15 protein-coding genes and 2 tRNA genes are annotated in these 14400 nt (G+C 65.5%); 9 read left to right on the top strand and 8 right to left on the bottom strand.

The features are described 5' to 3' along the window. Positions 1–6 precede the first annotated feature (6 nt). From ACN2C8_RS07435 to ACN2C8_RS07445, 3 genes are read left to right on the top strand one after another with little or no spacing between them, the layout of a single operon-like run. The gene (locus ACN2C8_RS07435; protein WP_419255201.1) at positions 7–468 is read left to right on the top strand and encodes a DNA polymerase III subunit chi; all 462 of its coding nucleotides are present in this window, start codon (positions 7–9) and stop codon (positions 466–468) included. Beyond that, entirely contained in the window at positions 465–803 is a 339-nt protein-coding gene (locus tag ACN2C8_RS07440; protein ID WP_419255202.1) for a peptidase inhibitor I78, read from the top strand. The genes ACN2C8_RS07435 and ACN2C8_RS07440 overlap by 4 nt, the downstream gene beginning before the upstream one ends. After that, positions 794–3223, top strand: coding sequence for an MASE1 domain-containing protein (locus ACN2C8_RS07445; protein ID WP_419255203.1), 2430 nt, complete (start codon positions 794–796; stop codon positions 3221–3223). The genes ACN2C8_RS07440 and ACN2C8_RS07445 overlap by 10 nt, the downstream gene beginning before the upstream one ends. A 5-nt stretch (positions 3224–3228) precedes the next feature. Here ACN2C8_RS07445 and ACN2C8_RS07450 read toward each other — a convergent pair whose 3' ends face one another. Beyond that, positions 3229–3864 carry a hypothetical protein gene (locus ACN2C8_RS07450; protein WP_419255204.1) on the bottom strand — a complete coding sequence of 212 codons (636 nt, stop codon included), beginning with the start codon at positions 3862–3864 and terminating at the stop codon, positions 3229–3231. 115 nt (positions 3865–3979) lie between these two features. Continuing rightward, positions 3980–5851, bottom strand: a complete 1872-nt coding sequence (locus tag ACN2C8_RS07455; protein WP_419255205.1) for an ABC-F family ATP-binding cassette domain-containing protein — start codon at positions 5849–5851, stop codon at positions 3980–3982. 96 nt (positions 5852–5947) lie between these two features. On the opposite strand from ACN2C8_RS07455, the gene ndk reads away from it, so the two are divergent. Next, positions 5948–6367 (top strand): nucleoside-diphosphate kinase, encoded by a 420-nt coding sequence (gene ndk / locus ACN2C8_RS07460; RefSeq protein WP_419255206.1) that lies wholly within the window; start codon positions 5948–5950, stop codon positions 6365–6367. A gap of 59 nt (positions 6368–6426) precedes the next feature. On the opposite strand, the gene ACN2C8_RS07465 is transcribed toward ndk, so the two are convergent. Continuing rightward, complete coding sequence (locus tag ACN2C8_RS07465) at positions 6427–7065, bottom strand: DedA family protein (RefSeq protein ID WP_419255207.1); 639 nt, start codon at positions 7063–7065, stop codon at positions 6427–6429. A gap of 161 nt (positions 7066–7226) precedes the next feature. Here ACN2C8_RS07465 and ACN2C8_RS07470 point away from each other — a divergent pair, with 161 nt between their 5' ends. Beyond that, positions 7227–7871, top strand: coding sequence for a YoaK family protein (locus ACN2C8_RS07470; protein WP_419255208.1), 645 nt, complete (start codon positions 7227–7229; stop codon positions 7869–7871). On the opposite strand, the gene purN is transcribed toward ACN2C8_RS07470, so the two are convergent. Together purN and purM are read right to left on the bottom strand one after the other, a co-directional pair. Then, positions 7863–8447, bottom strand: a complete 585-nt coding sequence (gene purN, locus ACN2C8_RS07475; protein WP_419255209.1) for a phosphoribosylglycinamide formyltransferase — start codon at positions 8445–8447, stop codon at positions 7863–7865. The two genes, ACN2C8_RS07470 and purN, sit on opposite strands and share 9 nt — an antisense overlap. Then, complete coding sequence (gene purM / locus ACN2C8_RS07480; RefSeq protein WP_419255210.1) at positions 8447–9472, bottom strand: phosphoribosylformylglycinamidine cyclo-ligase; 1026 nt, start codon at positions 9470–9472, stop codon at positions 8447–8449. Before purM ends, purN begins: the two co-directional genes overlap by 1 nt. 114 nt (positions 9473–9586) lie before the next feature. Here purM and rnd point away from each other — a divergent pair, with 114 nt between their 5' ends. Continuing rightward, positions 9587–10759, top strand: coding sequence for a ribonuclease D (gene rnd, locus ACN2C8_RS07485; RefSeq protein WP_419255211.1), 1173 nt, complete (start codon positions 9587–9589; stop codon positions 10757–10759). Positions 10760–11292: 533 nt separating this feature from the next. Here rnd and ACN2C8_RS07490 read toward each other — a convergent pair. From ACN2C8_RS07490 to ACN2C8_RS07500, 3 genes are all read right to left on the bottom strand, one after another. Further along, positions 11293–12300 carry an LLM class flavin-dependent oxidoreductase gene (locus ACN2C8_RS07490; protein ID WP_419255212.1) on the bottom strand — a complete coding sequence of 336 codons (1008 nt, stop codon included), beginning with the start codon at positions 12298–12300 and terminating at the stop codon, positions 11293–11295. Between the two features lie 112 nt (positions 12301–12412). Next, positions 12413–12489: transfer RNA gene (locus tag ACN2C8_RS07495), tRNA-Asp, on the bottom strand. 71 nt (positions 12490–12560) lie between these two features. Then, a tRNA-Asp gene (locus tag ACN2C8_RS07500) sits at positions 12561–12637 on the bottom strand. A gap of 200 nt (positions 12638–12837) precedes the next feature. Here ACN2C8_RS07500 and ACN2C8_RS07505 point away from each other — a divergent pair. From ACN2C8_RS07505 to ACN2C8_RS07515, 3 genes are read left to right on the top strand one after another with little or no spacing between them, the layout of a single operon-like run. Beyond that, positions 12838–13215, top strand: a complete 378-nt coding sequence (locus tag ACN2C8_RS07505; protein ID WP_419255213.1) for an NADH-quinone oxidoreductase subunit A — start codon at positions 12838–12840, stop codon at positions 13213–13215. Next, positions 13185–13790: a NuoB/complex I 20 kDa subunit family protein gene (locus tag ACN2C8_RS07510; protein ID WP_419255214.1), complete on the top strand. Its 606-nt coding sequence runs from the start codon at positions 13185–13187 to the stop codon at positions 13788–13790. The genes ACN2C8_RS07505 and ACN2C8_RS07510 overlap by 31 nt, the downstream gene beginning before the upstream one ends. After that, positions 13787–14398 (top strand): NADH-quinone oxidoreductase subunit C, encoded by a 612-nt coding sequence (locus ACN2C8_RS07515; RefSeq protein ID WP_419255215.1) that lies wholly within the window; start codon positions 13787–13789, stop codon positions 14396–14398. Before ACN2C8_RS07510 ends, ACN2C8_RS07515 begins: the two co-directional genes overlap by 4 nt. Positions 14399–14400: the final 2 nt, after the last annotated feature.

A 14400-nucleotide genomic window follows, 5' to 3' on the forward strand; every position in this document is an offset into this window, starting at 1 on the left:
GATCCGATGTCCGGCACGCCCTGCGAGGTCTGGTTTTACCATCTGGAGCGAAGCAGTACCGAACAGGTGCTGCCAGAACTGCTGGAAAAGACCCTGGGGCGGGGCTGGAAAGCGCTGGTGCGCGGCAGCGACGCCGGCCGTATGGAAGGCTTGGACGGTCATCTGTGGACCTATCGCGACGACACCTTTCTACCGCACGGCTTGGCCGGCGAGCCGATGGCCGAGCGGCAGCCGGTGCTGCTGACCGACAGGCTGGATAACCCGAACAGCGGTGATGCGTTGTTTCTGCTCGATGGCGCTGAACCCGGCGACCTGGCCGGCTTCTCGCGTTGTGTTCTACTGTTTGACGGCCGTGACGAGTCGGCGCTGGCCCAGGCGCGGAGCCGCTGGGCGGGTTTCAAGAAGGCCGGGCACCCGGTGTCGTACTGGCGCCAAGGCGCTGAACGCGGATGGGAGAAACAGGCATGAAGACGCTGATCATGGCGGGGGGCGCGCTTGCCGCCGCCGTTCTGGTGGCCTCATGCTCCAGCGCGCCGCCGCCGGCGCCGCTTCCGCCGCCCGAAACGCCCGTGGCTCCGCCGCCGGTGGCCATCGCGCCGCCGCAGCCCAGGGACCAGTGCGGCATGGTCGAAGCCAAGGCCTTTATCGGCAAGAACCGCACCGAATTGCCGGCCGCTGTGGATCCCACGCGATGGCGGGTGGCTTGCACCACCTGTCCGGTGACCATGGACTTCCGGCCCGATCGCCTGAACATCCTGTTCGACGCCGACACCGGCAGGGTGAATGAGGTCAAGTGCGGCTAAACCGACAAGACATAGGGCGCACAGTCCTGGCCTCGCTGATCGCGGGGCTGGGCTTTGCGCTTTTTGCCTATGTCGGTGTCGAGGTTCCCCGCGCCTACAATCAGGTAACGCCGATCTGGCTGTCCAACGGCTTTGTCGTCGCCTGCCTGCTGGCCGTCGAGACCCGCCGCTGGGCCTGGATGCTGGCCGCCGCGCTCGTCGGCGCGCTTCTGGCGGGGGCGCATGCGGGCGACACCCTGCTCGTCAACTTCACGCTGGCGCCCAGTAACATCCTGCAGGTCTGGCTGTGCGCCTGGTCCACGCGCCGGGTTTTGGGGCGAGAGATCGACCTGGGCAGACCCAGGCACATGATCGCCTTCGTCGGACTGGCCGGGTTCGCTGCCCCCCTGATCACCGGCGTCCTGTCGGCCCTCATCCATACAGCGACCCGGGGTGGAGATGTCTGGGCCAACATGGCCGTCTGGGTGTTGGGCGATATTCTGGGCATCCTGACGGTGACGCCGTGTGTCCTGGTCCTGGTCAGGGCCAGGACCTACCTGGCCGAGCGTGGCGTCACACGGGACGGTCTGCTTGCCCTGCTGGCTCTTTTCATTGTCACGACAGCAGTGTTCGCGCAGGGGCGTTACCCGCTCCTGTTCATGGTGCCGCCCGTCATGCTGCTGGTTGCGTCGCGGCTCGAGGTTCTGGGCGCTGTGTTTGGCGCTGCCATGGTCGCGACGATCGCGGTGCTGTTCACCATGGCCGGCGTCGGCCCCATGCAATTGATCGAAGATTCCCCGGTGGAACAGTCGATCATTCTGCAGGCTTTTCTGGCCGTATCGATCTTTGTCAGCCTGCCCGTCGCCGCCTTTCAGCGGCAGAGGCGCTATATCCTGGATCGCATGGCCCAGGCTAGCGAGGCGGCGGCGCGCAGCGAGGCCCGCTATCGGCTGCTGACCGAAAACGCCCTTGATGTGATCGTGCACAGCGATCTGAACGGGCGGGTGACCTACATTTCGCCCTCCGTACTGGCTGTTCTGGGCTACGCGCCCGAAGAACTGACCGGGGAGCGTCCTATTGAATTCGTGCATCCTGACTATGTGGAGGCGGTGATCGCCATCAGCCGGGGCTTGGTCAGCGGTGAGACCCGAGGCGCGTCGGACCGCGTCGAGTACCGGGCCCATCGTAAGGACGGCGCCGTGATCTGGCTGGAGTCGCGTCCGACCTTGGCCCTCGATCCTGTCAGTGGCGAGAAGGTCGGCATCACGGACGTGGTTCGTGACATCACCGCGCGCAAGATACTGGAGCAGGATCTGCGCGAGGCCCGCGTCACGGCTGAAGCCGCCGCCGCCGCCAAAGGCGAGTTCCTGGCCAATATGAGCCACGAGCTTCGAACGCCCCTGACAGCAGTGATCGGCTTCGCCAATCTGGTCGGCGACCAGCCTGAGCTGTCTGCCGAAACCCGTCGTCACGTGGCCAGGATCGTTGACGGCGGTCGCTCTTTGCTGGCCACGATCAACGACATCCTGGACTTCTCCAAGCTCGACGCTGGTCACATGGAGATCCGGCCGCGCGGCGTGGATGTTGCCGAACTGGCGCGCGAGGTTCTGGCCATCTTCACCCTGCAGGCCTCTGCCAAGGGGCTGACCCTGACCTGCGCGCGGGGCGAGGCCCTGCCGACCAATCTCTGGCTTGATCCGGAACGAGTGCGGCAGGTGCTGCTGAACCTGATCGGCAACGCGGTCAAATTCACGGAGACTGGCGGCGTAACCCTGAACCTGACCTATGACACGACAGCTGAACGCCTCGGCGTCGCAGTCATCGACACCGGTCAGGGCATCGCCGAGGAAGACCTCAAGCTGCTGTTCATGCGGTTCTCGCAGGTCGACACCTCGATCCGTCGCCAGCATGGCGGTACGGGTCTGGGTCTGGCGATCTCCAAGGGTCTGGTCGAGGCCATGGGCGGCCAGATCGGCGTCGAGAGCCGGTTGGGCGATGGTGCGCGGTTCTTCTTCGACCTGCACGCGCCCACCCAGGCCCTCGACGAGACCGAAGACCAGGCGCCGGCCCCCAGCTTGCCGAAGGGGTGCCGGGTGCTGGTGGTCGATGACAACGCCGCCAATCGCGAACTCGTGCGCACCGTGCTGGAAGCCTTCGACGCCCGGGTTTCCGAGGCGGTCGATGGTGAGGAGGGCGTGATGGCCGCCCAGGCTGAGCAGTTCGATGTCATCCTGATGGACCTGCGTATGCCGCGCCTCGATGGCGCGCAGGCGGCCGAACGCATCCGCAGCGGGAAGGGACCCAGCGCCGGCGCGCCGATCATAGCCTTCTCGGCGGACGTCGGGTCGGGATCGCCGGGGGCAGTGTTCAGCGGTTCGGTGTCCAAGCCGATGACGGTTGGTTCCCTCGTTGGCGCGATCTCGGCCCTTCTGCCTGCCTGAAGGAGCTATTGGACGTGTGCTGCCTCGGTGCGTAGCAGCTGCCTCCATCGTTTGTCGCGCTGCTCTGTGACGCCGAAAATCTGCAGGAACGCGACGGCCGCGATGTCGCGCCGGGCGGCTGCCGGCGCTGCCAGTATCGCAAGCGGTGGGGGCGACGCCACGGCCCGCACCAACAGCGGCGCGACGATCCATCGCTCGGGGAAGGCCATGACCTCGACGCCGGGATGGGCGCGCAGATGGGGGCAGTGTTCCAGGGATCGTTTCACACAGGCTTGGTGCAGCGGCGCGATGGAACCGGCGTCGATCAGGATCTGATCGTCACGGGTTTCAGGGGAAAATGCAGCGTTCAGGCCCTTGGCGCGCAGTGCGCCCACGGCTGTGCGCTTGGCGATTTGGGTCCAGCGATCGCCGGACTGGGTCGGCGCGCCGCACATCGGGCACAGCATGTACCGTACCGTCTCGCGCTGGCGACGCAGGTGGTTCATCGAATATTGCGGCCGACCTTGGCCGGGCCGTTCGGCCTGGCACAGCGCCAGCCCTCCATCGATGCTGGGGCAAGGGCGAACGCCCAGTGTTTCCTCTTCGCTCCAGCTGGTCACCCACGGAACATCAACGCCGACCTTTAGTCTCGACTCTGACAAGGCGCGCTCCCTGGGGTGTTAATGGGCGCCAGAACACAAACCAGCGCCCCGCCAGTAAGAGCGCGGGGCGGGGTGTGGTTCAAGCGCCGCAGTGGCTATTCGGTTGGCGGTAGTTTCAGGCCTCGGCCGCCGATAGATCCTCGGCCAGGCCCATCCACGTTGCTTCGGCCTCTTTGAGCTTGGCCTGGGCGGCGTCACGGCGCTTGGTCAGCTCCGCCACCTTGGGCGGGTTCTTGTAGAGGAGCGGATCGGCCAGCTGGGTTTCCAGCTCAGCCACCTGGCGCGTGGTGCGGGTGACGACCTGCTCGGCGGCCTCGATCTTGCGCTTGAGGGGCTCGATCGCAACCGTCTTGCGCGGCGCGGCGGCAGACGCTTCGGCCTTGGCCGGCTCGCGGGCAACCTGGGTTGGCTTCACCGATTGCCTGGCGCGGTCCAGAACGAACTTGGCGTAGTCGTCCATGTCGCCGTCGAAGGGTTTAACAGTGCCGTCGGCGGCCAGCCACAGGCGGTCGGCGACCAGTTCCATCAGCGACCGATCGTGGGTGATCAGGATCACCGCGCCCTCATAGTCGTTCAGGGCGTCTAGCAGGGCGCGGCGGCTGTCGATGTCCAGGTGGTTGGTCGGCTCATCGAGGATCAGCATGTGCGGCGCGTCCATCGCCACCATGTTGAGCAGGAGGCGAGCGCGCTCACCGCCCGAAAGGTTGGCGACCGTAGTCTCCTGCTTGTCGAAGCCGAGGCCGAACTGCGCCAGCTTCGAACGGCGTGAGGATTCGCTCGCGTCCGGCATGGCCCGGCGGATGATCTCCAGCGGGGTATCGTCGGGGTCCATCGCCTCGATCTGGTGCTGGTGGAACCAGCCGACCTTGATCTTGCGGTCACGGTGGAACTCGCCGGACTGCACGCCCAGCGCACCGGCAATCATCTTGGCGAAGGTCGACTTGCCGGCGCCGTTGACGCCCAGCAGACCGATGCGGTCGTCCAGGTCCATGCGCAGGTTGAGGTTCTTGAGGATCGGGCGACCTTCCTCGTAGCCAACATTGGCCCGTTCCAGGCGAATGAGCGGCGGGGCAAGCGGGCGCGGCGGCGAGGGCAGGGTGAAGGGCGCAACGCGCTCCTCGATAGTGGTGGCCACAGGCTCCATCTTGGCCAGGCGCTTCATGCGCGACTGGGCCTGGGCGGCCTTGGAGGCCTTGGCCTTGAAGCGGTCCACGAAGGATTGCAGGTGGGCGCGTTCGGCGTCCTGCTTGGCCTTGGCGGACAGCTGCAGGCGGGACTTCTCGGCACGGCGCTTTTCGAAGTCGTCGTAGCCGCCCGTGTAGAGCTCCAGCTTGCCGCCGGCCAGATGCAGCATGTGCGTGCAGCTGTTGTTGAGCAGTTCGCGGTCGTGGCTGACAATCAGGGCGGTGTGAGGATACTTCTGGAGCCTCGCCTCAAGCCACAGGGCGCCTTCCAGGTCGAGATAGTTGGTCGGTTCGTCCAGCAGCAGCATGTCGGGTTCGGAGAACAGGGCGGCCGCCAGGGCGACGCGCATCCGCCAGCCGCCGGAGAACTCGGCCATCGGGCGTTGCAGGTCTTCTTGGGAGAAGCCCAGGCCGGAGAGAATTTCCGACGCCTTGGCCGGCGCCGCATCGGCGTCGATCTCGATCAGCCGGGCCCAGATCTCGCCCATGTCCTCGGGATCTGCGTCCTCCAGGCGGGTCAGGAGGCTGTGGCGCTCTTCGTCGGCCTCAAGCACGGTGTCCAGCAGACTGAAGGGCGTGGCGGGATGTTCCTGGTCCACTGAGCCGATGCGCGCGGACTTGGGCAGGTTGATCTCGTCGTCGCTGGCATGCAGTTGGCCCAGGATCAGCTTGAACAGTGTGGACTTGCCCACGCCGTTGCGGCCGATCAGGCCTACCTTGGCACCGGGCGGCAGGCTGACGCTGGCGTGGTCGAAGAACTTCCGTCCCCAGGCGTTGAAGGTCAGGTCTTTGATCTGGAGCATTTTAAAGGACGACTACGCGGCGGGTTGGCGGGGAGGAAGCGCCCGGCTATAAGCCCGCAGCTCCCCAATTCACAACTTTATGTGTGAGATATCTTCGTGACCGAACGCACCTTCTCGATCCTCAAGCCGGACGCCACGCGTCGCAACCTGACCGGCGCCATCAATGCGGTGATCGAGGCCGCCGGCCTGCGCATCGTCGCCCAGCGTCGCGTCAAGCTGACGGAAGCCCAAGCCAAGAAGTTTTATGAAGTCCACGCCGAGCGTCCGTTCTACGGCGAACTCGTGGGCCAGATGATCGCCGAGCCGGTGGTCGTTCAGGTTCTGGAAGCCGAAGGTGCCGTGGCCAAGTACCGCGACGTCATGGGCGCCACGAACCCGAAGGATGCCGCCGAAGGCACCATCCGCAAGCTGTTCGCCCTGTCGATCGGTGAAAACTCGGTCCACGGCTCGGACAGCCTGGAGAACGCCGCGATCGAGATCGCCCAGTTCTTCACCGAAGACGAAATCGTCGGCTAAAGGCTCTCCAGCCTTTGAAGACGGCAGGGGCCGGGGCGAAAGCTCCGGCCTTTTTCGTTTCAGACGGCTAGTCGGGCGGCGCGCGCCGATACCGGGGCGAACCGCTTCCAGGCCATGTAGCCCGCGATTGCCAGAACAGCCGCGCCGGCCGCGAAGGCAGCCCCGGCGACGGGATCGGACGTCAGCAGGTGAAGGTTGCGGGCGGCGAGATAGCCCGGCGCCAGCATCGAGATCACCCAAAGGGGCGCCGTAAGGGCGCTGGCGGCCTGGAAAGCCCAAGGCCGTGAGCGCGACATGCCCGCCACGATCGGCACAAAGGGGCGCAGCGGACCCAGGAACCGCGCTGCGCCGATAGCAATCAGGCCATGTCGGCGCGATAGAAGGCGGGCGCGGGCCACCAGGCGCCGATGTCCCGCCAGCAGGCCGCGAGCGAGGCGACGCGCGCCCAGGCCCCGCCCCAGCAGAAACGACAAACCATCGCCGACTATGGCGCCGGCGCTGCACCACAGGATGGCCTCGGCCGGGTGCAGGATGCCTTGAGCGACCAGCGCACCCGCCATGACCATGACCCCGACGATGGGGATCAGCAGCCCGACCAGCAGCAGGGCTTCCAGCAGGGTCAGCACGAACAGGACGAGCCCAGCCCAGTGGCTATTCTGGGCGATCGTTTCGGTCAGTTGGGGCAGCAGCGATTCCATGAGCGACAGTTTGCGGATGAATAGTGACAGGACCCTGACCCGGGATGGTTATTTCTTTCTGACGCGACAATTGGTCTCGCCAGGCCATTCGGGCGTTTTTGAGTGACACGGGGCCGTCCGATCGGTGACGATCCGGTCCTTGTCATCTCTGGAGACCGCCGGTGAAGGACTATGGTCGACGCGACGTGGCTCTGGCAGCCGTGCTTTCCGGAGTGGCCGGCTATGTCGACGCCATCGGCTTCCTGAAACTGGGCGGCTTCTTTGTCTCGTTCATGAGCGGCAACTCGACCCGTCTCGGTGTCGGGTTGGCCACCGGCCATTTCGGCGCAGCCCTGACCGCCCTGGCACTGATCGCGCTGTTCGTGGCCGGTGTCGTGCTGGGCGCCCTGGTCGCACGGCGGGCGGGCGAAGATCGGCGGGCCATGGTCATGGCGCTGGAGGCCGTCCTTCTGGCCTGTGCGGCGGGACTGATCATGGCGGGGCTGGATGGCCCGGGCGTCGCGGCCATGGTCCTGGCCATGGGGGCCGAGAACGCCGTGTTCCAGCGCAATGGCGATGTCGGAGTGGGCCTAACCTACATGACCGGCGCTCTGGTCAAGGCCGGCCAGCGGATCGCGGCGGCCCTGACCGGAGGCGACCGCTGGGCTTGGCGGCCGTTCGTGCTGCTGTGGGCGGGGCTGACCCTGGGCGGGGCGCTGGGCGCGGCGGCCTATCTGAAATTCGGCGTCCTGGCCCTGTGGGGCGCGGCCCTGGTCGTCGCGGCTCTGGCCGTGGCCCGGCACGTTGAAGAAAGGCGCCTAGCCTAGGTCCCGGCAGAAGGCCGCCAGGGTCTCTGGATAGAGCCGGTGTTCCTGCTCAAGCACCCGCAAGCTCAGGGCGTGCTCGTCGTCGCCCGGCCGCACCGGCACGCGGGCCTGGCCGAGCATGGGGCCCTCATCGACCCCCGCCGTCACCAGATGCACGGTGCAGCCCGCCTCGGTCTCGCCTGCAGCGATCGCGCGGGCGTGGGTGTGGAGGCCCGGAAACTTCGGCAGCAGGGACGGGTGGATGTTCAGCATCCGACCCTCCCAGGCGTCGACCAGGAAGGGCGTCAGGATGCGCATATAGCCGGCCAGGGCGATCAGTTGGACGCCGCGCTCACGCAGGGCCGCGTCGATCGCCGCTTCATGCGCCGCGCGGTCCCTGCCGAACGGCACCTGGTCGACGCACAACGCCTCGATCCCGGCCGCCTGAGCGGTGACGAGGCCGCCGGCGTCAGGCCGGTTGGCCAGCACCAGGGCGATCTCGAACGGGCAATCCTCAGCCTGGGCGGCACTGACCAGGGCCTCCATGTTGGAGCCCCGGCCCGAGATCAGGACGGCGACCTTGGTCTTCTGCGGCATTAGCCCGCGACCAGCTGGCCGCAGATGAAGGCGTCCTCGCCGGCGTTGAGCAGAGCGGCCAGCACCGGCTCGGCGTCCGTGGAGGCGACCACCAGGATGAAGCCGACACCGCAATTGAAGGTGCGGCGCAGTTCGTGGTCGGAAATGCCGCCGACCTCCTGCAGCCACGCGAACACCGGCGGCAGCGGCCAGGCGTTCCAGTCGAACTCAGGAACCAGGCCGGCCGCGATGCAGCGCGGCGGGTTCTCGATCAGGCCGCCGCCGGTGATGTGGGCCCCACCTTTCACGCGCCCGGACTGCAGCAGGGGCAGGATCGACTTCACATAGATGCGGGTCGGGGCCATCAGGGCCTCGGCCAGGGTCAAGCCCGGCGCGAACGGAGCCGGAGCATCCCAGGCCAGGCCCGAGCGCTCGACCACGCGGCGCACCAGCGAATAGCCGTTGGAGTGCGGACCCGAGGAGCCGATGCCGATGATGATGTCGCCGGCCCGTTGCTTGTCCAGCTTGGGCAGCACGCCGTCACGCTCGACCGCGCCGACCGAGAAGCCGGCCAGATCGTATTCGCCATCGCTATACATGCCCGGCATCTCGGCGGTTTCGCCGCCCACCAGGGCCGCGCCAGCCATTTTGCAGCCTTCGGCGATGCCGGCGACCACGCTGGTGGCGGTCTCTAGATCCAGCTTGCCGGTGGCGAAATAGTCGAGGAACAACAGGGGCTCGGCACCCTGGGCCAGCAGGTCGTTGACGCACATGGCCACCAGGTCGATCCCGACCGTGGCGTGCATCTTGGCGTCGATGGCGATGCGCAGCTTGGTGCCGACGCCGTCGGTGGTGGAGACCAGAAGAGGGTCCGAATAGCCCGCCGCCTTGAGGTCGAACAGGGCGCCGAAGCCGCCCAGGCCGCCATCCGCTCCGGGGCGCCGGGTGGCCTTGGCCAGGGGCTTGATCGCCTCGACCAGGGCGTTGCCGGCATCGATGTCGACGCCCGCCTGGGCGTAGGTGAGGCCGCTCTGCAGTTCGCTCATTGGCTTGCTCTGGTCTAGTTGAGGACGCAATCGCGCCTTCAATTCGCGGAAATCGGCGCCCCGACCATGCTTGACGCTTGCAGACTCGGGGGTGCGCGAGGCTATTAGCAGCCGATGAAGCCGATAACCACTACCGCCGAACTGGCGGCGTTTTGTAATGCGTTGCAGGGCCAGCCCTTTGTCGCCGTGGACACCGAGTTCATGCGCGAGACGACCTATTGGCCCAAGCTCTGCTTGATCCAGATTGGCGCGCCCAATGTCGAGGCCGTGATCGATCCGCTTGCGGACGGTCTGGACATGACGCCGCTGCTGGATCTGATGCGTGATGAGCGCGTGCTCAAGGTGTTCCACGCCGCCCGGCAGGACGTCGAAATCTTCAACAACCTGGGCGCCATGCCCCGGCCGTTGTTCGACACCCAGGTCGCCGGCATGGCCGCCGGATTTGGCGAGCAGATCGCCTATGACGCGCTGGTCCGACAGATGCTCAAGATCGAGCTCGACAAGTCCAGCCGGTTCACCGATTGGGCCCGCCGCCCGCTGTCGGAAGCCCAGCTGACCTACGCCCTGGCTGATGTCACCCATCTGGCCTCGCTGTTTCCGATGCTGCGTCAGCGGCTGGCCGACGCTGACCGCCTGCCGTGGGTCGAGGAAGAGATGCAGGCCCTCTGCGATCCGGCGTTCTATGACGTCGATCCTGAAAAGGCCTGGCGCCGGCTTCGTCCCCGCAAGACAGCGCAGAAGTATCTCGCCGTGTTCCAGGCCGTGGCGGCCTGGCGCGAGCGCACCGCCCAGCAGCGCGATCAGCCTCGCGGCCGGATCCTGAAGGACGAGGCCATTGACGAATTGGCCACCCAGGCCCCGACCACGGTCGACGCCCTCAATACCCTGCGTGGCGTACCCAAGGGCTTTGGCGGCAGCAAGTTTGGTCCTGACCTGCTGGCGGCCATCAAGGCCGCCCTTGCCGATCCGGAAGGCTACGCGCCGGTGCTGGAAAAGCCCGGTCCGCCTCCGCCCGCCTCGGCCGGTGCCGTCGTCGAGCTGCTGAAGGTTCTGCTCAAAGCCCGCGCCGAAGAAGCCGGTGTGGCGTCCAAGCTGATCGCCACGGTCTCTGACCTTGAAAAGATAGCCGCGGACGACAACGCCAACACGCCGGCCCTCGCTGGGTGGCGTCGCGACGCCTTCGGGGCCGACGCCCTGAAGATCAAACGTGGCGAACTGGCCTTGGTGCTGGACGGCTCGCGGGTTCGGGTCGTCGAAGTGCGACGAGCGCCCAAGCCCGACGCCTGAGTTCAAGCCGGACGACTGGGTTTCCCAACCCAGGATGAGCAAGTTGATGCTGCAGAATAACAGACGGTCACAGGTAAGCGTGATCGTTCTGCGCTAGGTCGTTCCGCTTGGTAGGATCGATGGCAGGTGTTCTGGGCCAAGGTTCGCTTGGGCAGTTGGGCAGTTGAGCACGCCGGCCGCAGTGGCACAGGCCACTTTGCACGCTCAGGCTTCGTTCTCGCGGCGCCAAAGGAGGCCGAGGACCGCTTTAGGCGTTCCTTTTCGGCGGTGGCCCCGGACATGGGCCATATCTTTATTCTCCCTATTCGACGCGATCCTGATGGATTTGCGGACGCCAGTCATCGCCGTCAGCGGCGCAGTTTCGGCCCACGACATAGTGGCGCGCCGCAGCGCTTGAATGACGCGCATGATCGAAAAGCCTGCCGTGCCCAGCGACGTGGACGTCGCTGTGTTTGGCGAGGCGGAACACTAAAGCCGCTCTGTAGCGTGTCCGCCCCCCCTTACCCTTGTCGTAAGCGAAAGAAAGGGGGGAGCTACGCACCTAGCTGTGGGCGAACGCTTGCCAGAATGTCGTAGCTGCGAACCCGTGCGGCGTGATCATGGATCTGCGAGGCTGCCATCAGCTCGTCGGCGCCGGTCAGGTCCAGGACCGCTTTGATCTTGCTCCGCACCGTTTCGGGCGAGCCGACGGCCGAATAGCGGAAAGTATGCTCAAGGCCTGCGAGCTCCGCCGGCGAGGCGATCTGGGTGATGTCGTCCACCGGAGGCGGCAACAGGCCGGGCCGGCCTCGGCGCAGCGCCAGAAACTGTTGCTGCGTGGATGATGACAGTCGCCTGGCTTCTTCATCAGTCTCAGCCGCACATACGCCGATACAGACCATGAGGTAGGGCGAGGCGAGGGCGGCGGACGGTTTGAAGTGACGACGGTACAAGGTGACCGCGTCCATGAGCTGATCCGGCGCGAAGTGGGCGGCAAAGGCGAAGGGAAGGCCCAGGGCGGCCGCCAGTTGAGCGCTGTAGGTGCTGGAGCCCAGCAGCCAGAGTGGAACGTCCTGCCCCTCGCCTGGGACTGCGCGCACGGCTTGGTCCGGCGTCGCCGGCTGGAACCAGGCCTGAAGCTCCACAACGTCCTGTGCGAACGAATCAACAGCGCCCATGTAACGACGCAGGGCTCTCATAGTGGCCTGATCGGTGCCCGGCGCGCGGCCCAGGCCCAGATCAATGCGACCAGGATAGAGTGCGGCCAGGGTGCCGAACGCCTCCGCGACCATCAGAGGTGCGTGGTTTGGCAGCATGACTCCGCCCGAGCCGACCCGAATCGTCGAAGTGCCGGAGGCGACATAGCCGATGGCCACGGCCGTCGCGGCGCTGGCGATTCCCGGCATGTTGTGATGTTCGGCCAGCCAGTAGCGGTGAAAGCCCAGCTTCTCTGTGTGCCTGGCCAGGTCGAGGCTGTTGCGGAGCGCGTCGCCAACGGTTGAGCCCATCGGCACAGGCGCCAGGTCGAGAACGGAAAACACGGGAACGGGAGCTTTGGACATCGACCCTACATCGTGTCGGATCGCGTCAAGCTCAAGCCTTTGCGATCAGGGGACCCAAAATGGGGGACCAATTGGATCCAAAACTTGAATTATGGGGGAAAGCGCCGGACGGTGGCGCGAATGACGGGACTTGAACCCGCGACCTCCGGCGTGACAGGCCGGCGCTCTAACCAACTGAGCTACATCCGCGTCGTGCGCCAAGGCGCGACAGTCGTCCGTATTCGCCGTCTTAAGAGGGAAGCACAACCACCTTTGGAAGGTGGCGCGAATGACGGGACTTGAACCCGCGACCTCCGGCGTGACAGGCCGGCGCTCTAACCAACTGAGCTACATCCGCATTAGGCCTTCGCCGAAGCGAAAGTGCGACCCGCCCTTCGGCGAGGCGCGTCTGATATGTCGGGCGCGGACTCGTGTCAACGGCCATGTCGTCGAAGCTGTGGACGGGGATCAGTTGCGACCGTTTCTCAATGTGTCGCAGGCGTTTGAAGCGTCGGCGGGCATGGGCTACAACCCGCTCGATTCAAGCCAAGGGCTGTCATGAACGCCTTCCTTCTCCAGTATCTGCCGATCGTTATTTTTCTAGGGATCGCGACCGTTATCGGTGTCGCCTTCCTGGCCGCTGCTGCGGTGCTCGCGCCCAGGGCGCCGGACCCGGAAAAGCTGTCCGCCTACGAATGTGGCTTCAACGCCTTCGATGATGCGCGCATGAAGTTCGACGTTCGATTCTACCTGGTATCGATCCTCTTCATCATCTTTGACCTGGAAGTGGCGTTCCTGTTCCCTTGGGCTGTCAGCCTGATGAAGTTGCCGCACGAAGCTGCGGTCTTTGCCTTCTGGTCGATGATGACCTTCCTGGGTGTCCTGACTGTCGGCTTCATTTACGAATGGAAGAAGGGCGCCCTCGAATGGGAGTGATCGTTCCCGCCAATAGCTCGGCCCTGATTCCGGCCGGCTCCGCTGGCCGCTCGACGGTGCAGGGCTATGATCCCAAGTTGCACGATCCGTTCTTTGACGGCGTCTCGGGTCAGTTGGCCGACAAAGGTTTCATCACGGCCGCAGCCGACGACCTTATCACCTGGGCCCGCACAGGCTCTCTGATGTGGATGACGTTTGGCCTGGCCTGCTGCGCCGTGGAAATGATGCAGGCTTCGATGCCGCGTTATGACCTGGAGCGTTACGGCTTCGCGCCGCGCGCCAGCCCGCGTCAGAGCGACGTGATGATCGTCGCGGGCACTCTGACCAACAAGATGGCTCCTGCTCTGCGCAAGGTTTATGACCAGATGCCCGAGCCGCGCTACGTGATCTCGATGGGCAGCTGCGCCAATGGCGGCGGCTACTACTATTACAGCTACAGCGTCGTTCGCGGCTGCGACCGGGTGGTGCCGGTGGACATCTATGTCCCGGGCTGCCCGCCGACCGCCGAGGCCCTGGTCTATGGCGTGCTGCAGTTGCAGAAGAAGATCCGTCGCACGGGGACCATCGAGCGATGAGCGAAGCTCTCGAACTTCTCGGACAGGACATCGTCGCGCGTTGCCCGGGCGTGCTGGGCCACTCGGTGGCGTTCGGTGAACTGACCATCGTCGCCCGTGCGGCAACCGTTTGCGATACGCTGATCTTCCTGCGAGACGATGCGGCGTGCCGCTTTCATCAGCTGATCGATCTGGCTGGCGTCGACTATCCCGAGCGCGCCGCGCGTTTCGACGTCGTCTATCACCTGCTGTCGCTGGTGAAGAACCACCGTATCCGTCTGAAGGTTTCGACCGACGAAGACACGCCGGTTCCGACCATCACGCCCGTGTTTGAGGTCGCCAACTGGTTCGAACGTGAAGCGTTCGACATGTACGGCATCTTCTTCGACGGCCATCCGGACCTGCGCCGGATTTTGACCGACTACGGCTTCCATGGCCATCCGCTGCGGAAGGACTTCCCGATGACGGGCTATGTTGAAGTTCGCTACGACGACGAGCTCAAGCGCGTCGTCTATGAACCCGTCAAGATTACCGAGTTCCGTGCGTTCGATTTCCTCTCCCCCTGGGAAGGCGCGAAGTATGCCCTGCCCGGCGACGAGAAGGCCGAGAAGAGAGCAGGGGATGCATGATC

This window comes from Caulobacter sp. ErkDOM-C, from assembly GCF_048541825.1.
GTDB lineage: Bacteria > Pseudomonadota > Alphaproteobacteria > Caulobacterales > Caulobacteraceae > Caulobacter.